The 21,688-nt window shown below is 45.6% G+C and carries 17 protein-coding genes; 13 read left to right on the top strand and 4 right to left on the bottom strand.

Annotated features, from left to right (window positions below; all coding sequences use genetic code 11):
* Complete coding sequence (gene rlmN / locus K9J17_16685) at positions 1 to 1,044, top strand: 23S rRNA (adenine(2503)-C(2))-methyltransferase RlmN (GenBank protein ID MCF8278367.1); 1,044 nt, start codon at positions 1 to 3, stop codon at positions 1,042 to 1,044.
* A gap of 27 nt (positions 1,045 to 1,071) precedes the next feature.
* Positions 1,072 to 2,046, top strand: a complete 975-nt coding sequence (locus K9J17_16690) for a polyprenyl synthetase family protein (GenBank protein MCF8278368.1) — start codon at positions 1,072 to 1,074, stop codon at positions 2,044 to 2,046.
* A gap of 41 nt (positions 2,047 to 2,087) precedes the next feature.
* Here K9J17_16690 and K9J17_16695 read toward each other — a convergent pair whose 3' ends face one another.
* Together K9J17_16695 and K9J17_16700 are read right to left on the bottom strand one after the other, a co-directional pair.
* A complete protein-coding gene (locus K9J17_16695; protein MCF8278369.1) occupies positions 2,088 to 2,534 on the bottom strand; it encodes a GatB/YqeY domain-containing protein in 447 nt (148 codons plus the stop codon).
* A 40-nt stretch (positions 2,535 to 2,574) separates the two neighbouring features.
* Positions 2,575 to 3,240, bottom strand: coding sequence for a hypothetical protein (locus tag K9J17_16700; protein ID MCF8278370.1), 666 nt, complete (start codon positions 3,238 to 3,240; stop codon positions 2,575 to 2,577).
* A gap of 121 nt (positions 3,241 to 3,361) precedes the next feature.
* On the opposite strand from K9J17_16700, the gene K9J17_16705 reads away from it, so the two are divergent.
* Together K9J17_16705 and K9J17_16710 are read left to right on the top strand one after the other, a co-directional pair.
* Complete coding sequence (locus tag K9J17_16705) at positions 3,362 to 5,116, top strand: T9SS type A sorting domain-containing protein (protein MCF8278371.1); 1,755 nt, start codon at positions 3,362 to 3,364, stop codon at positions 5,114 to 5,116.
* Positions 5,117 to 5,129: 13 nt separating this feature from the next.
* On the top strand, positions 5,130 to 5,798 hold the full coding sequence (locus K9J17_16710) for an NAD(P)H-binding protein (protein ID MCF8278372.1): 669 nt from the start codon (positions 5,130 to 5,132) through the stop codon (positions 5,796 to 5,798).
* Here K9J17_16710 and K9J17_16715 read toward each other — a convergent pair.
* The gene (locus K9J17_16715; protein MCF8278373.1) at positions 5,750 to 6,157 is read right to left on the bottom strand and encodes a DUF983 domain-containing protein; all 408 of its coding nucleotides are present in this window, start codon (positions 6,155 to 6,157) and stop codon (positions 5,750 to 5,752) included. The genes K9J17_16710 and K9J17_16715 overlap by 49 nt on opposite strands.
* 87 nt (positions 6,158 to 6,244) lie before the next feature.
* On the opposite strand from K9J17_16715, the gene K9J17_16720 reads away from it, so the two are divergent.
* Together K9J17_16720 and K9J17_16725 are read left to right on the top strand one after the other, a co-directional pair.
* Positions 6,245 to 8,182, top strand: a complete 1,938-nt coding sequence (locus K9J17_16720) for an ABC-F family ATP-binding cassette domain-containing protein (protein MCF8278374.1) — start codon at positions 6,245 to 6,247, stop codon at positions 8,180 to 8,182.
* A gap of 88 nt (positions 8,183 to 8,270) precedes the next feature.
* Positions 8,271 to 8,984, top strand: coding sequence for a DUF308 domain-containing protein (locus K9J17_16725; protein ID MCF8278375.1), 714 nt, complete (start codon positions 8,271 to 8,273; stop codon positions 8,982 to 8,984).
* A gap of 53 nt (positions 8,985 to 9,037) precedes the next feature.
* Here the strand turns inward: K9J17_16725 and K9J17_16730 are convergent, their stop codons facing one another.
* Entirely contained in the window at positions 9,038 to 9,631 is a 594-nt protein-coding gene (locus tag K9J17_16730; protein MCF8278376.1) for a TIGR04282 family arsenosugar biosynthesis glycosyltransferase, read from the bottom strand.
* A 130-nt stretch (positions 9,632 to 9,761) separates the two neighbouring features.
* On the opposite strand from K9J17_16730, the gene K9J17_16735 reads away from it, so the two are divergent.
* The 7 genes from K9J17_16735 to K9J17_16765 all read left to right on the top strand — a co-directional run bounded on the left by K9J17_16735 (position 9,762) and on the right by K9J17_16765 (position 21,344).
* Positions 9,762 to 11,516 carry a neutral/alkaline non-lysosomal ceramidase N-terminal domain-containing protein gene (locus K9J17_16735; protein MCF8278377.1) on the top strand — a complete coding sequence of 585 codons (1,755 nt, stop codon included), beginning with the start codon at positions 9,762 to 9,764 and terminating at the stop codon, positions 11,514 to 11,516.
* A gap of 178 nt (positions 11,517 to 11,694) precedes the next feature.
* Positions 11,695 to 12,267, top strand: a complete 573-nt coding sequence (gene lpcA / locus K9J17_16740; protein MCF8278378.1) for a D-sedoheptulose 7-phosphate isomerase — start codon at positions 11,695 to 11,697, stop codon at positions 12,265 to 12,267.
* Positions 12,268 to 12,272: 5 nt separating this feature from the next.
* On the top strand, positions 12,273 to 13,814 hold the full coding sequence (locus K9J17_16745; GenBank protein MCF8278379.1) for a YifB family Mg chelatase-like AAA ATPase: 1,542 nt from the start codon (positions 12,273 to 12,275) through the stop codon (positions 13,812 to 13,814).
* Positions 13,814 to 15,370, top strand: coding sequence for a PAS domain-containing sensor histidine kinase (locus K9J17_16750; GenBank protein ID MCF8278380.1), 1,557 nt, complete (start codon positions 13,814 to 13,816; stop codon positions 15,368 to 15,370). The genes K9J17_16745 and K9J17_16750 overlap by 1 nt, the downstream gene beginning before the upstream one ends.
* The gene (locus K9J17_16755) at positions 15,370 to 16,431 is read left to right on the top strand and encodes a response regulator (GenBank protein MCF8278381.1); all 1,062 of its coding nucleotides are present in this window, start codon (positions 15,370 to 15,372) and stop codon (positions 16,429 to 16,431) included. The genes K9J17_16750 and K9J17_16755 overlap by 1 nt, the downstream gene beginning before the upstream one ends.
* Before the next feature lie 90 nt (positions 16,432 to 16,521).
* The gene (locus K9J17_16760; GenBank protein MCF8278382.1) at positions 16,522 to 18,963 is read left to right on the top strand and encodes a heavy metal translocating P-type ATPase metal-binding domain-containing protein; all 2,442 of its coding nucleotides are present in this window, start codon (positions 16,522 to 16,524) and stop codon (positions 18,961 to 18,963) included.
* A gap of 269 nt (positions 18,964 to 19,232) precedes the next feature.
* Positions 19,233 to 21,344 carry an OmpA family protein gene (locus K9J17_16765; GenBank protein ID MCF8278383.1) on the top strand — a complete coding sequence of 704 codons (2,112 nt, stop codon included), beginning with the start codon at positions 19,233 to 19,235 and terminating at the stop codon, positions 21,342 to 21,344.
* The last annotated feature ends 344 nt before the right edge of the window (positions 21,345 to 21,688 follow it).

Raw genomic sequence — 21,688 nt, forward strand, 5'->3', positions numbered from 1 at the left:
ATGACCGAAAAAAAGGACATACGGGCATTGACCGATGATGAAATTACTTCATTTTTCATCGACAATGGCGACAAAGCATTTAGAGCGAAACAGGTTCGTGAATGGCTTTGGAAGAAAGGAGCACAGTCGTTTGATGAGATGACCAATCTCTCTAAACCTACACGCGACATGCTGGAAGAGAACTTCAGCATCAACGCAGTTACGGTTGATGAGAAACAGGTAAGCGAAGACCGAACCATCAAAAGTTCGTTCAAAACGACTGACGGAAAGTTTGTGGAAGGTGTTCTGATTCCAACTGCCAGCAGAATGACAGCTTGCATCTCATCGCAAATTGGTTGCAGTTTGAGTTGCAAATTCTGTGCAACAGGCCGCTTGGACCGATTGAGGAACCTGAATGCGGATGAGATATTTGATCAGGTCGTTCACATTGCAAGGCAAAGCGAAGAGCACTATGGAATTCCGCTCAGCAACATCGTTTACATGGGAATGGGCGAACCGCTTCTCAACTATAAGAATGTGCTTGATAGTATTGAACGGGTCACTTCACCAGAAGGTCTGGGAATGTCTCCGAAACGGATCACGGTTTCAACTGCGGGAATTGCCAAGATGATCCACAAACTGGCGGATGATAAAGTGAAATTCAATTTGGCGTTATCGCTTCATGCCGCCAATGAGAAAAAGCGCGATTATATCATGCCAATAAACGAGTCGAATAATTTGATAGTTCTGGCTGAGGAAATGCGCTATTTCTATGAGCAAACAGGCACGCGTCCAACCTTGGAATACATCATTTTCAAGGATTTTAACGATTCGTTGGAAGACGCGAAGGAGTTGGCGCTGTTCTGCAAGAATTTCCCAACCAAGATCAATATCATCGAATACAATCCAATTGATGGTGGAGAATTCAAGAAGGCTGATATTGCTAAAACGGATCAGTTCAAATTGTTCTTAGAAGAACGAAATCTGATCGTCAACATCAGGCGAAGCAGAGGAAAAGACATTGATGCCGCTTGCGGACAATTGGCCAACAAACTTTCCACCTAAAAGCTTGTTTATCTACATTCGCAAAGCTTGTCATCACTCGATAAAATAAAGCAGCCGGTTCGGTTGGAAATGGAGGAATTTGAAGGACGTTTCCGTTCTTCCATGCGCAGTGAAGTGGCGCTTCTCGACAAGATCACGCATTACATCGTCAAGCGAAAGGGCAAGCAAATGCGACCAATGTTCGTGTTCCTCACGGCCAAAATGCTGGCTGATACGAATGATCAAACTTATCGCGCAGCAACATTGATTGAATTGCTTCATACGGCAACACTGGTTCACGATGATGTGGTGGATGATGCATCCAAACGAAGAGGTTTCTTCAGCATCAACGCACTATGGAAGAACAAAGTGGCAGTTTTGGTCGGAGATTATCTGCTTAGCCGCGGACTTCTTTTGGCAGTGAAGCATAAGGATTTTCATCTGCTTGAAATTACTTCAAACGCAGTTCGAGAAATGAGTGAAGGTGAACTCTTGCAAATGGAGAAAGCCCGAAAACTCGACATAACGGAAGAAATCTATTTCAATATCATCAGACAGAAAACGGCCTCGTTGATTGCTAGTTGTTGCGCTTCTGGTGCGGCAAGTGTTTCTGAAGATAAGGAATTGATAGAGCAGATGCGTTTGTTCGGAGAAACAGTTGGAATCGCCTTTCAGATTCGTGATGATCTTTTCGATTACGGAAGCGATTCCAACATTGGTAAACCAACAGGCATCGATATCAAGGAAAAGAAAATGACCTTGCCGCTGATCCATGCCTTGAATAACTCGGACAGGTCAGAAAAACGATTTATCATCAACACCATCAAAAATCACAACACAGATGAAGAGCGTGTGGCCAAAGTGATTGCTTTGGTGCGCGAAAAAGGCGGCATTGACTACACCAACAAACGCATGAAAGAGTATCAGCAGAAAGCACTTAAGATGCTGGAATCCTATCCTGACAATGAGGCAAGGAAATCATTGGTTGATCTGGTCAATTTTGTGATTGATAGAACCAAATAATTGAAGAGACGCGATGCATTGCGTCTCTTCAAACTTCTGGGTTACGAAAGCAACTGCTTCACCACGGTAGAAATCGTCTTTCCATCAGCTTTACCGGCCAATTCCTGAGAAGCCGCTCCCATCACTTTTCCCATGTCTTGTGGGCCAGCAGCACCTACTTTGGCGATAATTGCTTCTATGATAGGCTTCAACTCATCTTCTGAAAGTTGCTTTGGAAGATATCTTTCGATGATGGCGGCCTCGGCCAATTCTGGATCGGCAAGATCTTTTCTTCCCTGAGCCAAATAAAGTTCTGCGCTCTCTTTTCGCTGCTTCACCAACTTCTGAAGCATTTTGATTCCTGCTTCATCCGATGATTCGCCACCACCCTTTTCAGTAGCTGCTAAAAGCAACTGCGATTTGATGGCGCGCAATGCAGTTAGCGTTTCTTTATCCTTGGCCTTCATGGCCTCTTTCAGGTCGTTGTTTATTTGATCAGTTAAGCTCATTTTCTATCTTTTCTCAATTCTAATTACTCACTACTAAAATCTATTTGTCAAAGCTATCAACAATCTTGGCAAGAGTCGGTCTGTCCATCACATGTTTTCCTTCAAATGGCCAAATGGTCAGTTGCATTCCCATTTTTTGAAATTCCGAGGTTTTCTCATTCACATTGATGTGTTGGAGAAACTGATCTTCGTTGCCATAAACGAAATGAACCTGTAGATTTTTGAAGGTTTGTTCGTGTTCGGCAGTCGCCACATCGTGAGGAAATGAACCTGCCCAAAGAACTAATTGTGCTGGTCTAATTCCATTATTCACAAACCAACGGACTGCAGTGGCTGTTCCTTGTGAAAAACCCAAAACGATGAATTGGAATGATTCATCCGAAGGGTCAACGCCTGCATCTGCTAGAACTTCATTGAGGTAACTCGATTGATCTTTGATCTCTTCTTCGCGGTCTTCTTTGGTCATCCAACTCGCCCCAACTCTTCCAGCTAAACCCTCGACATAAAAACGGGAAAGCCCTTCTGGAGCAATGATGAAATTCTCCTCCGGATCAAGATCCTCGAAGTGTTTGATGAAGTATTCCGCTAGCTGTGCGTAGCCGTGAAAGACAATCCATACATTTTTTGTCGTTGATCGTACAGAATTCAGGCTGAAATAGCGGCCAGTTCTGGGAACTTCGACAAACGACTTTTTTGCTTGTGGCATGTTAATACTTGTTCATCGGGCATAAAACCCAATCGGTCTAAAACTACGTGATACTCGCAACAGAAAGGCAAATGAATCGGTAGATTGAACAATCATTGACCGACCGTAAAAACCTATCAAGTTGAAGTTTCAAAAGTATGCGTTTACAGTGCTGATGTCCCTGTTTTTTGGGGCTGAATTGTGGGCGCAATGCTTAACGCTTCCAAATGCAGTGACGCAGCAGCTTGGTTCATCCAACAGCATCATTGAAGGAAAAGTTGTGGACCAACAAACGTTTGCGGGCGCAGACGGAAACATCTACACGACCAATTCCATTGATGTGTACAGGGTTTTTAAAGGCGATGTCGGATTCAGTATTGATGTAATTACTGAAGGCGGTGTTTTTGGCGATCTGATGCAAGTGGTAACTCCGAGTGCTCAAATGAACATTGGAGATTATGGTGTTTTGGTGCTCGAAAATGACAATCAGCGTTCGTTGGTTTCACTCGCATCTGGTTTCTTTCCTGTTGATGAGAGAACGGGAAACGTCTACGGGATTAAAAATGTCGCTCACCGCGAAGCATTGTACGAAGTGATTGCTCGTTCGGTTGGAACGCAAGCCATTGAATTGAGACGATTGCCAGCAGATGTTCTGCACCCTCAGACGCAAAGCGAAAGCAGAAACCTGATGGAAGTTGCATCCATCTTTCCGCTTCAGGTAACGGCTGGAACGAGAACTACAATTATCATTTCCGGAGCCGGTTTTGGTGCTGATCAAGGAAGCGGTTATGTTGCTTTTCATAATGCCGATGATGGCGGACAAAGTTTTGTGGCCTTGCAAAGTGGGCCGCATTATTTGAGTTGGTCCGATACACAAATTGAGTTGTATGTTCCTTCTGCCACGTTGTATAATTCTGTTGTTGCGGGAACTGGTTTGTTGCGCGTTGTAAATGCTGATGGACAAGCCGCCATGAGCACGCAACCGTTGACAGTAGAGTACGCAAAAAGCGAGGTGATCTATTCTGATCAACTGAACAATACCATGCTGGTTGGCATGCAGAATGGCGGCTACGCATATCAAATGAATAACCACTTGGCGCAATTGACTCAAGGTACGGCCATTGTGCCCGATGCCTTCATGAAATGGGCATGCAACACAGGCGTTAACTTCTATCTAGAAGAGGAAGTGGTCAACATTACAGATTGGGCACATGATGGCATTAACCTCATCGGATTATCCTATCCCGGTCAATTGCCTTCTTACCTGTTGGGAAAAACCATTACCACATTTTCTGGTTGCGGGTCTCCAAATGGAATACAATGGAATTTGATTGAAGTCGACATTCTCATAAACAACGATATCGATTGGTGGATAGGAGAAGGACAACCGATGATTGATCGCTATGATCTGGCAACGGCTATTCTTCACGAAATTGGGCATGCGCATTTATTGCAACACAATAATGAACTCAGTTCTCCAATGTATTTTCAGTTGATGGAAGGCGCCATGAGAAGAGACCTGCATGATCCTTCGATTGACGGTGGCAATTATGTGAGCACAGAAAGTGCTGAGTCAGCATATACATGCGGAGAAGAAATTCATCAATATTTCGATTTCAGCACATGTAATTTGAGTGTGATCAATGGAATTGAAGAAGAAATGGATCATTCGCTCACCGCATTTCCGAATCCTTTCAACGATCAGATCACCGTTTCTGGAGATTGGAATTCGAAAGCACAATATTCGGTGCTTGATGCGTTGGGAAGAACAATTTTATCGGGCAGTTTGAATTCCAACTTGCAAGTGATCAACACGACTGAACTCTCAAATGGTGTTTACTTCTTGCAGATAAATGACGGTTCGCAATCGCTAGTTGAGCGATTGATCAAAAACTGATTTCCTTTGCTGCATGAAAGCAGCAATAGCAGGTTCCACAGGATTTATCGGCAGTATTCTTCTTACACTTCTAGAGAAGGATCAAGATTTCACCGAAGTACAGGTTCTATCAAGAAGGGCGTTAGAACTTCCTGACAAGTTCAATGTGCTGGTAGGTAACCTTTCTGAGCAAAAATTAGACACGATTGATAGTGCATTCTGCGCCTTGGGTACAACCATCGCGACAGCCGGAAGTCAAGAGGCTTTCTATAAAGTAGACCATGATCTGGTCATCGATTTTGCCAAAAATGCTAAGGCTGCTGGCGCGAAAACCTTTGTGCTTGTTTCCTCCGTAGGCGCCAATCCTAAGACTTCTAACTTTTACTTGAAAGTGAAAGGCGAAACAGAAAAAGACCTCGAAGCACTTGAGTTCGATTCGCTCATCATTCTCCGACCTTCCATGCTGATGGGCGAGCGAAAGGAATTCCGCCTTGGCGAGTTGATTGGGAAAGGAGTGATGACGCTTTTCAATCCGTTGATGTTCGGTTCACTCAGCAAATACAAAGGAATTCAAGGAAAAACGGTTGCCAAGGCGATGTTGCGCTTATCGAAAGAACACCTGAAAGGAGTTCACGTGTTGGAAGGAGATGCTCTTCACGCTTTTTCCCGAGCAATCGCTGCGCGTTCTTCAGGGGTTTTGTAGGAAACAAAGAAGTTGAACCAAACCGCGCGAGAGACACGGAATATGGGTGGAAAAAGCACCACAATGGCCGCTGCGTTCAAGCCTAAATACCAGAGAATATCAAAATGCCATAGCACGACCATGGCAACAAACACGGCCACGCTCAATGCAATGGTCAGCGCGTAGCTCACATACATTGCCCCGTAATAGAATCCTGGTTCTGGCCAGTATTTCTCTCCGCACACCGGACATTTTTCCGGCATTTTCTCCAAGTTGGAATAGTTGTACGGATTCTTGGTCAGAAACAGGTCTCCCTCGTGACAACGAGGACATTTCAATCTCAGAATACTGTACATTTTAGTGCCTTCCAACATCCGCAAATAATTTGACGACAAAGGAAAACAGATATTCCACAAACCGTGGCAACTTAGGTCACATTTCCGAAGACAAATCCGCACTTTTGCGAAATGATATCACTCAATCAGGTTTCAGTACAGTTCAACGGGAAATTCCTGTTCAATAACATCTCTTTTCTTGCCAATCCAAGAGATAGAATAGGTTTGGTAGGCAAGAATGGCGCAGGAAAGTCTACGCTTTTAAAGGTTATCTCAGGTCAGCAGGACCCAGAATCAGGTACCGTTTCCAAACCAAGCGGCTCCACCATCGGTTACCTTTCTCAGGACATCAAACCAAAAGTTGGAAAAACCATTTTTGATGAGACTTACAGTGCGCTTGCAGAGCTGAAAGATCTGGATGCAAAGGTGAAATACTACACCAAGCAACTGGAAGAGCGGACAGATTATGAAACAGATTCTTACATGGATCTGATTCAGGACATGCACGTGGCCAACGAGCGTTTCAGTTTGCTTGGGGGAGATACGGCCGATGCTGAAGTGGAAAAAGTACTGATGGGATTGGGCTTTTTGCGTAGCGACCTGACGCGCAAGATGGAGGAATTCAGTGGTGGATGGCAGATGCGCGTTGAGCTGGCCAAAATCCTTGTTCAACGGCCAGATGTGCTGTTGCTGGATGAGCCGACCAACCACCTCGATATCTTGTCGATCCAGTGGTTGGAGGAATTCTTAAAAGAGCACAATGGAGCGGTTATTCTCGTTTCGCATGATAGAGCATTCTTGGATAACATCACCAATCGCACGATTGAGATCACGCTTGGCAGGATCAATGATTACAAGGTTCCTTATTCTAAGTATGTAGAGCAACGGGCAGAAAGAATCGCGTTGCAGATGGCATCTTACGAGAATCAGCAGAAATTCATTGCTGATACAGAACGATTCATAGATCGATTCCGATCTAAGGCATCCAAAGCAACGCAGGTTCAAAGTAGGATAAAGGCACTTGAAAAAGTGGATAGAATTCAAGTGGAGCAGCAGGATAATTCGGTCATGCGACTTCGTTTCCCGCCTGCACCTCGCTCTGGTAAAGTGGTTGTGTTGGCCGAAAATGTTTCTAAAAGCTATGGCGGGTTAGAAGTGTTGAAGAATGTGAATCTGATGCTTGACCGTGGCGAGAAAGTGGCGCTTTTGGGAAAGAACGGTGAGGGAAAAACCACGTTCTCGAAAATCGTAGTAGGAGATTTGGATTACACTGGAAATCTTGAATTGGGACACAACGTTTCAATGGGCTATTATGCTCAAGATCAGGCCGAATCGCTCGATTCTAATAAGACCGTTTTTCAGACTTTGGATGATGTGGCGCGTGGAGATATCCGTACCAAGCTGCGCGATATTCTGGGTTCGTTCCTATTCGGTGGCGAAGACATTGATAAGAAAGTGAGCGTACTTTCTGGAGGGGAAAGAGGTCGATTGGCGTTGGCCAAATTGCTTCTTGAACCGGTGAACCTGCTGGTTTTGGATGAGCCGACCAATCACTTGGACATGCATTCTAAAGATGTGCTGAAACAAGCGCTTCAGAAGTATGATGGTGCCATGATCATTGTGTCTCACGACAGGGATTTCCTCAGTGGACTGACTTCCAAGGTCTATGAATTCCGAGATAAAAATGTGAAGGAACACATTGGCGATGTGTACGAATTCCTACAAAAGGTGAATGCCACGAGCATTGCTGAATTCAGCTCGAAACCGAAGGTTGAAGAAGTGAAAGTGGATGCAGGCAAAGAAACCAAAGAGGAACAAAGGCTGCGTAAGGAGCGCGAAAAGGAAGTTCGCAACGCCAAGAACAGAGCAGACAGATTGGAGCAGGAAATTGCCGTGATAGAAAAGGAAATTGCTGATCTGGACGAACTGATGCTAGATGCTGAAGGTTATAAAGAAGCCTTGGCCGAGCGCGATGTATTTAAAGAATATCAGCAGAAACAGAGCCAATTGGATTCCAAAATGGCCGAGTGGGAAGAGGCAGTTAGCAAGTATGAAGCGCTGAGTAATTAATAATGGCGAGTTGATAAATAGCTGCTTTTTGTCAAGCTGCTCAAAACGATGAGTTCTAGTTTTGCGACATAAACTTAAACCATTGGTTATGAAAAGAAACGTTCAGATTCAGGCATTGATAGCGGTTTTGGCCGCAGGGTTGATGTTCTCTTCGTGTGGAAACATCGATATTATTAAGAGGAAATACCGTCCAGGTTTCCATGTGGACATTTCGAAGAAGCGACAGAAAGTTCAGGTTGCCGAAGAAACGGCTGTGGCTTATGCTCGCAAAAGCGAGGAAATGAAAACAGTTGAAGTTGTTGAGCCAAAGGCCGCAGATTCAAATGAAGAGTTGGTCCTAACTGCCGATGCAGCCGAAGCACGTCCACAGACCTACCAAGCAGAGCAAAGAGAAACCATGAAGGAAGTGGTTCATTCAAAAGAGTTCAAAGAAATGACCTTTGATGAACGGATGAAAACCATAAGAAGAGAGGTTTTGAAGCCAAATCCAGCTCCTGTAGCGGGAACAGATTGGATGAAATGGGTTTCTTTCGGAACTGGAATCGGTTCACTTGCGTTTGGCGCATTGGCGTTGATTTTCGCAATTCTTACGGTAGTTTTCTTTTCATCATTTGTTTGGGGCGCTGCCGTGCTGGCAATCTTGCTTGGCGGAACTGCTGTTACATTTTCAATCCTTCATAAGAAGAACAATGGAACTGGATCTCAATCTAAATTAGGTTTCATCTTCGGAATAATCGGAGCCGGTCTTGGGCTCTTGGCCATCATATTGGGAGCTATTTTCTTTGCCGTATTCGTGCTGTAAGGAATACTAGAATAAATCGAAAAGGGCGAATCTCAACTGAGATTCGCCCTTTTTCATTCTGGAAAATTCAGATTGGAATGTTTCAGATCATCCAAGTTGTCGAGGTCTGATAATTCAGAAAGTAAGCTGTAGCTCAGATTCTTTTCTTCGATGTCGTTGATCGTTTCCTGAAGCACCGAATCCGTGCTCCACGTTTTTCCTTCGAATAGAAACGGGCGCAGTTCCTTCATTCCAATAAGGTAATAACCGCCATCCTGAGCTGGGCCAATACAAACATCTTTGTCGTTCAGTGCCGCAAAAGCACCTTTAATAATGTCGGAGGTAAGCGCTGGGCAATCGCTTCCAATGATTGCAGCCTTGGTTGCTCCCAGAGCAAAAACCTGCTCGAAGGCATTTTTCATCCTCTCTCCCAACGAATCTCCTTCTTGCACAAACTTGTTGAACTTATCGTCATCCCACGCATCTGCTGCAATCTCATCCGAATAGAACACATTTCGAACACAATCAGTTTCCAATGCCGCTTTTCGCGTGATTTCCAACAGCTTGAGATACACGTCCAGTGCCCGTTCATTGCCAATGCTCGCAGCCAATCGCGTCTTCACTTTTCCAAGCACAGGATTCTTCACGAAAATGATCAGGTGATACATATGTTGCGTTCGATACGGATTCTGGCCAAATGACTGAAAAAATATGGAGCAGCGTGAATAAATGCATGCATTGTTTCTAATTTTAGATTTCAAGCGATCCGCTTGCGAAACTTTCAAATTCGTGTGAAAAATGTATGAAATAGGTGTCGGGAAGGCAGATATCACTGCCTTCAAACTTGGCGTTGGAATGATGGGCTATGGAATGTATTTCAACATCGTTAAAGGTGTTGAGACAGACCTTTATGCAAGAGCAGTCGTTTTCAGGGACCCCACCACAGGGAAAAAAGTCGCCTTGGTGAATGCCGAGATCTGTTTTATTACCATCGCCATCAGGCTTGGTGTAATGAAGAAATTACAACGCAAGCACGAGAATCTGGGTTTTACCGAAGATTCGGTCATGATCACAGCGCAGCACACGCATAGCGCACCAGGCGGTTATTCGCATTTTGGCCTGTACAATATGTCTATTCCCGGTTTTGTTCCGGAAGTGTACCAGAAGGTGGTTGATGGCATTGTGGAAGCCATTGTAGAAGCGGCCGAAAGCCTTCAACCTGCAACTATTAAGATATCCAAAGCAGAGATCGGTGCCGATAAAGAAGTGGCATTCAATCGTTCGTTGGATGCTTACAATGCCAATCCTGAGGTTAAAACCAAGCTTAAAAAGGAAGAGACTGATCAAGCGGTTGATCGTAATATGCTGCTAATGCGTTTCGATGACCTTGAAGGAAACCCGATCGGATCTTGGAATTGGTTTGGTGTTCACACTACAAGCTTGAGCAACGACAATCATCGTATTTGTTCCGATAATAAAGGCTATGCAGCCACATTTCACGAGAATAAGGTCAGAAAGAACAGGAAGGATAAATTCATTTCGGTGTTTGCTCAACGCAAAACAGGTGATGTGACACCCAATTATAAATGGGACCGCAAGAAGAAATGGACGCGTGGTAAGTTTGAAGACGACTTTGAAAGCGCCAAATACAACGGAAACATCCAATTTGAGCACGCGCACAGTCTATTTAAACAAGCTAAAACAAGCAACGACATTCCAACGCAGATCGATCATGCGCTGACTTTCGTTGATTTCAGAAAAGTGATTGTTGACAAGGAATTTGCCTGTGGACAAAAAGATGCCCGAACCGGACCAGCCTGCCACGGTGTGGCCTTTTTTGAAGGTACGGTAGAAGGCCCAGGAATGGCTCCGGCTGTTGGCGCCTTGGCTCGCACGCTGATACGCGCACAGAAAGCTTACGAACTGGCCGCAGCTCCATTCAAACCAAAGGAGAAGGCGGAGAGGATCTATCTGAAATACCAAACGCAGGGTCCTAAGGATATACTGATTGAAGCTGATGATAGACGCATTCTTGGAACCAGAGATATCAAAAACCTGGTGGTTCCAGGTTGGGCCGATCCTGCTGTTGGGCAGTTCAAGCGTTTCCACGCAAACGGAAGTTTAGGCGATAAACCTTGGATCCAACAGATTCTTCCAATTCAGATCATCATCATAGGCAATATTGCAATGGCAGGAATTCCTGCTGAGATCACCACTATTGCAGGACAGCGTTTGGAAGATACATTGCTTGAGGTGCTGGCAGATCGTGGAGTTACTGAAGTGGTTTGCTCTACATACACCAATGCTTATTGCGGTTACATTACAACCTACGAAGAGTATCAGTTGCAATTATATGAAGGAGGACATACCGTTTTCGGTCAACATTTTTTGGGTGCAGTTCAAACTAAGTTCAAACAATTGGCGCTTGAATTATTGAAACCGGAAAATGACCGTAATGTGGTAGAAGACGGTCGTCCAGCCACTTTTACGGACGAAGAGCTGCAACTCCGCTCGTTCGATATCAAAACTCAAAAGCGCTTGATTCAATTGTAAGTGAGTGTAACGTCCGTCACAATTGAGGTGCCGATACAGTCTTACTTTTCGATGCTGAATGGCGATAAGCTTGCTTGCGAATATTGAGATAGACTAGGAGAATTGGATTTAGCCTACGTGTTTTTGATTGGTCTTGCTTTGGTTTCGATTCATTGTTGGAATTTGTACTTTCAACCCCATGTCTTTAGAACAGATAGATGGAGAATTGCAAGAAGCTGCGGCAGTGCTTGATTCGTTTATGAACGATGCAGCGAATCTGCAAGCAATAAGAAAAGCGGCTTCGATTCTTGTTCGATGCATTCAAACAGGAGGGAAGATCATTACTTGCGGAAATGGCGGTTCGATGAGCGATGCCATGCATTTTGCGGAAGAATTAAGCGGAAGATTCAGAGGTGATAGGCCCTCCATTGCGGCCATGGCCATTTCCGATCCAGGATACCTTTCGTGTGTTGCAAACGATTACGGATACGAGAAGGTGTTCTCAAGATTTATAGAAGGTTTCGGAAATACAGGAGATGCTTTGGTAGCCATCAGCACCTCAGGCAATTCGGCCAACGTGATACAAGGAGCAAAAGCAGCAGCCGAAAAAGGCATGGCGGTCATTGTCTTAACTGGCAATGATGGCGGAGAACTGGCAAAGTTGTGTGATGTGGAGATTCGCGCACCGCATTCAGGATATTCAGACAGAATTCAGGAAATTCATATCAAGGTCATTCACATTCTTGTAATGCTGATTGAAAAGGAAGTGTAACTCAAATGCTGGTCAAAACCTACGGTAGCGCGGTTTATGGGGTAGATGCAAACATCATCACCGTAGAAACCAATGTGGCTGCAGGTGGTGTGAACTTCTACATGGTCGGGTTGCCTGACAATGCGGTGAAGGAAAGCCAGCAACGGATCTATGCTGCGCTCAAAAACATCGGATACAATGTTCCAGGGAAAACCATCACCATAAACATGGCACCGGCCGATCTGCGCAAGGAAGGTTCAGCATATGATCTCACCATCGCTACAGGCATTTTGGCCGCTTCTGGACAGATCAAATCTGCAGGAATTTCAGATTACATCATTATGGGCGAGCTTTCGCTTGATGGTGGTTTGCAACCGATGCGCGGAGTGTTGCCAATTGCCATCAAAGCCCGCGAAATGGGTTTCAAAGGATTCATCCTACCCAAGAAAAATGCGCGTGAAGCTGCCATTGTTGATGACTTGGATGTGTACGGAATTGAGAATATTCAGGAGTTGATCCATTTTTTTGATGGAAAATTGCCGTTGGAAAAAACGGTGGTTAACACGCGTGAAGAATTTTACAGACAACAGAACGATTCCGACCTCGATTTTTCGGATGTGAAAGGTCAGGAGAATATTAAACGGGCCATGGAAATTGCTGCGGCTGGTGGGCATAATCTCTTGTTGATCGGCCCGCCAGGAGCAGGAAAGACGATGCTTGCCAAGCGATTGCCTTCCATTCTTCCACCACTTTCTCTGAAAGAAGCGTTGGAAACAACCAAGATCCATTCTGTGGCAGGAAACCTAGGTTCGGAAACATCGCTGATGACCAAACGTCCGTTTCGTGCCCCGCACCACAGGATTTCGAACGTAGCCTTGGTCGGAGGTGGACAAGTACCACAACCGGGCGAAATTTCATTGGCCCACAATGGCGTGCTGTTTTTAGATGAGTTGCCCGAATTTCAGCGTACAGTTTTAGAAGTAATGCGTCAACCGCTGGAAGACCGCGTAGTGACCATTTCGAGGGCGCGCATGTCGGTAGAATATCCTTCCAGCTTCATGTTGGTTTCTAGTATGAATCCATGTCCTTGTGGATTTTACAACCATCCAGAGAAGGACTGCGTTTGTGCTCCAGGCGTTGTGCAGAAATATCTGAACAAGATTTCTGGGCCGCTTTTAGACCGGATTGATATTCATGTGGAGGTAACGCCTGTTCCGATCAACGAATTGGCAGATTTTACACCCGCAGAGAAAAGTGAAAACGTGAGAAAACGCGTCATCGCGGCACGCGAAAAACAAATTGCAAGATTCAAGGAAAATCCCTTGGTTCATAGCAACGCCATGATGGGAACCAAATTGCTGAAGGAGGTTTGCAAGATTGATGAGGCGGGAAAGAACATGCTCAAAAAAGCGACAGACCGATTGGGGCTTTCGGCTCGTGCGTTCGATCGCATACTGAAGGTTTCCCGGACCATTGCAGACTTAGAAGGCTCGGAAAATATTGAGCCGGGTCATTTGGCAGAAGCTATTCAATATCGAAGTTTAGACAGACAGAATTGGGCAGGATAATGGGAGAGACTGAGATATATAAACTCGTTTACGAGATTGTGACGGAAGCCATGATTCTGGCCAATCGCAATGGAATTATTATTGATGCCAATCCATCTGCTGTTGCAATGTTTAAATATCCGATGGAGAAATTGATCGGAATGAACGTGGATCAACTGTTGCCCGATGCCTTGAGAAATGCCCACGCGAAACACAGAGAAGGATTTGTAGAAAAACCTCAGAAGCGTTCGATGGGTAGCGGAATGGAACTGTGCGCGCAAGATTCGGAAGGCAATCAGATACCGGTTGAAGTTTCCTTGAACCATGCCAATTTTGATGGGGAGTTTCGGGTAGTGGCACTGATTACGGATATAACTACGCGGAAAGAGGCAGCTGATAGAATGCTGCAATTGAATAAGGAACTTGAGGAAGGAGTGAAACAGCGAACCAAGGACCTGGATGCGGCCGTAAAGGCACTTGAAGAAAGTCAGCATCTATACACACTTATCGCACAGAATTTCCCTGATGGGACCATCAACGTTCTTGACCGAAAGCTCAATTACATTTTTGCGGAAGGAAAGGAGTTTGTACGTAGCGGCATTGATCGGAGAAAAGTCATTGGTCTCAACTACATTTCGTTGCTGCCGGTTGACTTTCGGCAAATGGTGGAAACCGAATTGAATCGTGTTTTCGAAGGGCTTCCAAGATCATTCGAAATTGTAGCTCGTGGCAATACCTTTATCATGAGCGCGGTTCCGTTGTATGACGAGATAGAAGGAGTGAACCGGATTCTGTTGGTGGAGAAGAACATTACTGAACAGAAACAAGCGGAGCGGGACATGGTGGCTGCCCTCAAGAAAGAGCGCGAACTGAACGAGATGAAATCGCGCTTCGTTTCCATGGCATCGCACGAGTTTCGGACCCCGTTGGCCACTGTGCTCAGTTCGGTGAATCTTGTAAGTCGCCACGCAGAAGCAAATAATCAAGAAGGTATTACCAAGCATGTGGGACGCATTCGTAATTCTGTTCGGAATCTGACATCAATTCTCAACGATTTCTTATCGTTGGAAAAACTGGAACAAGGGAAGGTTCAGTTCAAACCAGAGGATTTTGACATGTGTAGTCTGGCCGTTTCTGTCACTGAAGAGATCAGTGGTATGACCAAAGAAGGGCAAAGCATCCGATTGGATTGTTGTAAGCAAAACACGTGCTCTGGGCGGATTGTGACCAACCTTGACCCACAACTTATTCGCAACATCCTTTTTAACCTGTTGTCGAATGCAGTTAAGTATAGCAAGGAGAACATGGAGATCGTATTCTCGGTTGACATAGGCGATAACCTCGTTCTGAAAGTACAAGATCACGGAATGGGAATTCCAACAGATGAGCAACAGCATCTTTTTGAACGATTTTTCCGAGCTAAGAATGCCACCAATATTCAAGGAACCGGATTGGGGTTGAACATCGTTCAGAAACATGTTGACCTAATGGGTGGCACCATCGATTTTACCAGCAAATTAAATGAAGGAACTACCTTTATCATTACGTTACCAACCCAGCAACCAGAACCTGAATAATGGCGAAGAAGAAGATACTTGTGATAGATGATAATATGGATATGCGCGAAAATATCGCGGAGATCTTAGATCTGGCAAATTATGAGACCATCACGGCCGAGGACGGAAAAAAAGGTGTGGCAGCAGCTAAAGCAGAATCACCCGACCTCATTATCTGCGATGTGATGATGCCCGAACTTGATGGTTATGGCGTACTCCATATATTGGGAAAAGACCCAAATACATTGGGAATACCGTTTATTTTCCTGACGGCAAAATCGGAAACCTTAGACATGCGAAAAGGCATGAGTTTGGGAGCAGACGATTATATAACCAAACCGTTTGAAGAGACCGATCTGTTGGATGCGGTGGAAATGCGTTTGAAGAAGAGTGAAGCCATGAAAGGTGGTGCAAATCGCACCATATCCGGGGTTCAGGGTTTTATGGCCACAGCCAGCGGAAAGGTGTTTGATCAGGTTACCAAAAACCACCGCACCAAGCATTATTCGCTAAAAGAATACATTTTCCGAGAAGGAGATTCGCCCATTTATCTGTTCTTCCTCAGCAAGGGAAAGGTCAAAACCTTTAAAATGAACATGGATGGCAAAGAATACATCACAGGACTGTACAACGCTGGAGATTTCTTTGGTTACACTTCTTTGTTGGAGCACTCGAATTACAGCGACTCGGCACAAGTGATTGATGATGCCGAAGTGCTGCTTATTCCAAAGGAAGATTTCTATTACCTGATGGGTTCCAATTCGGAGGTGATCGGCAGTTTCATCAAACTTTTGGCAGATAATATCCATCAGAAGGAAGAGCAATTGATTGAATTGGCTTACAGTTCAGTGCGCAAGCGCGTGGCCAATGCATTGGTGCAGGTTTACGAGAAATACAATACGGAGCACCGCGAAGATTTCACCATCAGTTTGGGGCGCGAAGACCTAGCGAGCATCGTTGGAACAGCCACGGAAACCGTGATCCGTGCACTTTCTGAGTTCAAAGAAGACGGCTACATTGCTTCCAAAGGCCGCGACATCAAGGTGCTGAACATTCACGCATTGAAGAATTATAGGTTCTGACCTAAGCTGACAAATTTCAGTTTTACGTTTGACAGCCATCAAGCTGCCGATAGAATGATGCCTACACTTTTGTCAGTGTAATTACCATCCATGTCTTCTATCATCAAAACTGCTACTTGCTATCATTGCAATGACGAATGTGTTGACGAAACCATTCTTCTTGATGACCATACCTTCTGTTGTAATGGTTGTAGCACTGTTTATCAGTTGCTTCAAGATGTTGGGTTGGATGATGCCTACGCCAATGGGCCACTCGGCATAAGGCCAGATGCGGCAAAAGGGCAGGAATTGGCCTATTTGGACAATGAAGAAGTGCGCGAAAGTCTCTTGGATTTCTCGGATGGCAACATGGCGCGCATCACGTTTGAGTTGCCGGCCATTCATTGCAGCGCTTGTGTTTACTTGCTAGAGCGCTTGGAAAAGTTGAACGCAGGTGTGAAAAACTGTGAGGTCAATTTTCCTAAGAAACGCGCCAATATTCTATTTGATCAAAAGGAGATTTCGCTCAAGGAGCTGGTCGTATTGCTTCATTCCATCGGTTATGCGCCAAATCTCAACTTGGCCAAATCGTCTAAGGCAGAAGAGAAACCTTCTACAGATAGAGACTTACTGTACAAGATAGGCGTGGCCGGATTCTGTTTTGGGAATATCATGCTGCTCAGTTTTCCTGAATATCTGATCGGAGATCACGTGTTGGAATCGAAGTGGTCGAACTTGTTCAACTTCTTGAATTTGGCTTTAGCGTTTCCTGTTCTGCTTTATGCGGGGCGCGATTACCTGCTTTCGGCCTATAAGGGACTGAAAGTGGGCCATGTGAACATGGATGTTCCTGTTTCCATTGGTATTCTCACCATTTTCGGGCGCAGTGCTTTTGACATTCTTTCGGGCGCTGGACCTGGTTTTCTCGATTCCCTGGCGGGTTTCGTTTTCTTTCTACTCATTGGTAAGTGGTATCAGGCCAAAACCTATTCGGGGCTTTCGTTCGAGCGCGATTACAAGTCGTTTTTCCCCATTGCGGTCAATAGAATTGGTGCGGATGGTGAAGTGAATGCCATCATGATCAAGCATCTTTTGAAAGGTGATGAGATTCAGATCCATAATGATGAGTTGATTCCTTGCGATTGCGAATTGCTTTCTGCCGATGCTTCCATTGATTACAGTTTTGTGACCGGAGAAGCCGCGCCATCATCTAAATCTATTGGCAACCGCATTTATGCAGGCGGGAAAAACCGTGGCTCGGTGATCCGATTGCGTGTGGTAAAACCCGTTTCATCCAGTTATCTCACTTCGCTATGGAACAGTTCTGACCAAAGCGAAAAGGCAGAGAAACCGCCATTGCTGAAAATATCTGACACCATCGCTTCGTGGTTCAGTGCGGCCATTCTTTCCATTGCTGCCATCACAGCCATTTATTGGTTCATCGTTGATCCGAGCAATTGGCTGAACACAACAACATCGGTCTTGATCATTGCGTGCCCGTGTGCGTTGGCGTTGAGCATCCCGTTCACCTATGGTTCTATGCTGCGGCATTTTGGTCGCCACGGGTTTTTTGTGCGTTCGGTTGAGGCAGTTGCTAAGCTAGGACAGGTCAATCATGTGGTTTTTGACAAGACAGGAACCATTACCATCAGGCAAAAAGGCAGCGTAAATTTTGCTGGAAATGATCTGAGTGAAGATCATTTGGAAGCGTTGGTTAACGTAGCCCGACAATCGCTGCATCCGCTAAGCAAAACCTTTGCAGCTGCGTATCCAAAAATGAAAGTAGTTCCTGTCATCGGTTTTACGGAGCATGCGGGTGTTGGCATTTTTGGAATGGTGAATGGTGTGCTGGTAGAGTTGAAAAACCCGAACCGATTGGATGAAAATGAACTCAAACTGTTCGATTCGTGGCAGACAGAACATCATGGAATGGGAAGAACAGCTGTGCTGATAAACGGACATCTTTGGGCGCGTATTGATTTTACCACCAGCTATCGGCACGGACTGAAACAGATCGTGCATCACATTCAGGAAGAGAACGAGCTTTCCTTGCTTTCGGGCGATAATAACGCAGAAGCAACGGCTCTGAGCAACACGCTTATTGCTGGGTTTGACAGCAAGAACATGTTCTTTGAAATGGACCCACACGATAAACGGGAGTGGGTGGAACAAAAGCAGATAGACGGAACACAGAAAGTGCTGATGGTGGGAGACGGACTGAACGATGCGGGTGCTTTGAAAGAAGCGCATTTCGGTATTTCCATTGCAGAGGACAATAGTCAGTTTACGCCTGCTTCGGATGGTATTCTAACTGCCGAATCGTTTGAGAAATTGCCACAGTTCATTGCCTTGGCGCGCCAATCGCGGAACGTGGTTTTGGGCGCATTTGCCTTATCGCTGCTTTATAATGTGGTTGGTGTTTCGGTGGCGGTTCAAGGAAATCTGTCGCCTGTGATGGCTGCCATTCTGATGCCGCTGAGCTCGGTGACCATTGTGCTTTTTACTACCATAAGTACAGCGGTGTTGGCCAAAGCCAAATTGCGAAAAGCGTAGTTCCTGTAACGCACTGCGGTTGGCAGTTTGCGCGCGTTAGGGATGGAAGCGGCATCCTTTTTTCTGAACTGTGTCTTGGACTGCGCTGAGGCATTGGTCAGAAAAAAGATATAGCGCACAGCCCGACCCCGATCTTTCATCGGGGAAACGCCCAGAAACGATTGTTTGTCTTGTAGAAATGTCTCAAAATCTTCACTGCGCACAATAGCGCGATGGTTGCGCGAGTTATAGTGGTCATTCAGTTTAACGACCACGCTTAATTCGCTGCCATGAAAAAGTTCCTCTCCTTCTTTTTGTTCGTATCGAGCACTGCTTTTGGTCAGAATACGGTGGCACTTTCGGTGCATTTCGATAAGGACAGCGATGTGCCGCACATGCCCGAAATGGCCATGCTGAATGATATTTCGGAGAGTGAGAATGCGAAGAATCTGCGCATTTCGGTGGTTGGGCATACCGATTCGAGAGGTTCTGTTGAGCACAATCGCGACCTATCGAAGCGCAGGACATGGTCGGTGATCAACCATCTTCTGCTGTCGGGTTTTAGGCCATACAATATCGTTTTTGAGTATCAGGGCGAGGAGTGCACGGATGGCGAGCAAGACGAACAGACCTTGGCTGAGAATAGGCGCGTGGATATTCTGATCTCGAATGTTGGCCCGCTGGAAGAGGTTGGTTTTGCGGGAATCTATGGCGAAGAAAGCTTTGATAGGCCGTTGCCAGGTGTGGTATCGGATGCGGAGGTTTTTGTGATCAATGCGGAAGAGAGCAATTGCATTGAAACGGCCAGCGGCACCCTGATCGATATTCCGCCCATGGCGTTTGTGGATGCCTATGGCCGACCGATAAGTGGTGAGGTGGAAGTTGCTTACAAGGAGTACAACGATCCATTCTCCATTTTTTTGAGCGGCATTACCATGAAGTACCAAGCGGGCGGCATGGTGGAGAATTTCGAATCGGCAGGAATGTTCAGCCTGAGCGCTAGTCAAAGGAAAAGACCGGTGGAGTTACGTGCCGATAAGCCTGTGAGCATGGATTTTGTGTCTGCAAGTTCGGAGGATGATTTCGACTTTTTCTTTCTCGACCCCAACACAAGCGCATGGAATAATATTGGGCAGGCATCCATCAGGCAAGACAATGCTGCGCTGAAGGAGGAAGTGCAGAACATATCGGAAGCAGTGGTCAGTTACCTGGCGCAAACAGATTATATGGCGCCTTCCAAGGCGAGTAGAACCACGCTGGAAGAGCATTTTCTGAATGTGGAATACATGCACGCCCGACCCATTGCCAGTTACTATCGATTTCTGAGGAAAGGAAATGAAAAGGAAAGCCATCAATTTAAGCGGCTTTGGAACAAGGAGGCCAATTTTGAAACCCGACTGCTGCCAAAGCGAAGAAAGAATGACGCGGACGCCATTTACTTTAAGGTGCAACGGAAATTGGGTAGCGGCTACAATAAGGAATGGACACAATTCAACTACCATACTTGGGAATATGATGGCGCGCTTGGCCGAAAGCAGTTGAAGGAAATGCTGGGGAGAAAGCGGTTTCATAATCTGCGGGTGAGATATGATGCGGCCAACCAAACCGTGAGTCTGGAACTGAAGAACCTCGATTCCATCGCCCACATTCCTGTGAAGAAGGTGACGATTGAGAATGCTTCTGCCGATCTTAAGAAACGGATGTGGGCAGAGTTTGCCCCGGCCTACCAAAAGGCGCGTTTGCGCAATCTCAACCGTTCATTTGAACTGCGCTACCGCATTTACAAACGATCGTTGGATAAACAGGAAAAGGCCATTCAGAGCAATGCCGATAGGTATGACAAGGACGCGCAACGCAATTACCAAAAGAGCCTTCGCGCAGCGTGGAAGGAGAGCAGGCCGCTGATGACCGAAGCTGAGCGGATGATGGATATGGGAACATGGATGGCCTACACCACAGACCGATCCAACATGTTGCAGGAGTATTACATCAAACAGAAGAAAGGCGAATCGGTGGTGCGGAGTCTGGTGGTGGGGCGAATGGGTATTTACAATTGCGACCGCATCATAGAACTCAAGAATCCGCAAGTGGTCAGCCCAAGGTTTGTATTGGCAGATGGCAAAGCGGTAGACTGGAAATCGGCCTATGTGTTTGACGAAAAATTGAATGGTGTGATCATGTACGATAGGGCTGCTGGCAACACCATTACCTTAAGTCCCAAAAAGCTGAAAACCATTATTGTTACCGATGAGGATGGCAGAACCTATAACCTGAATGAGAGCGAAGCCATTGCCATGAATAAGAGCAAAGTGGCACAACGCATCATGCATGTTTCTGAGTTTGACCATACGCCCAATTCGTTGGATGAAATGCGCGAGATGTTGGGCTCGGCAGGAGAATGAACCGTGCATTCGGGTCATATACAGGAAACGCAGCTCAAGTTTCAATAGCTGCTTTGGACAGGTTTCAAAGAACGAACCTTTCCGCAAAATTCACGGAAACAGGTTAATGAACATGGGTGCAATGTTCTAATTGAATACCCGATCGTACTCGGCCAACCACCGTTAGATGGGGCGGAGTTCACTGAGTGGATCCCGTCTCAGATAACGAGTCTGTTCAATAAACTGTGTCAACGGTCAGTAATACTTAATTTAAAAACTGAAAAAGACACAGACAATGAAAGAAGAAGAGAAAGACAGATTCGATTACGCCAACTTTGAGAGGGAAGCGATAGAGAAATTGAAGA

It is taken from the genome of Flavobacteriales bacterium, assembly GCA_021739695.1.
In the GTDB taxonomy this organism is placed as follows: domain Bacteria; phylum Bacteroidota; class Bacteroidia; order UBA10329; family UBA10329; genus UBA10329.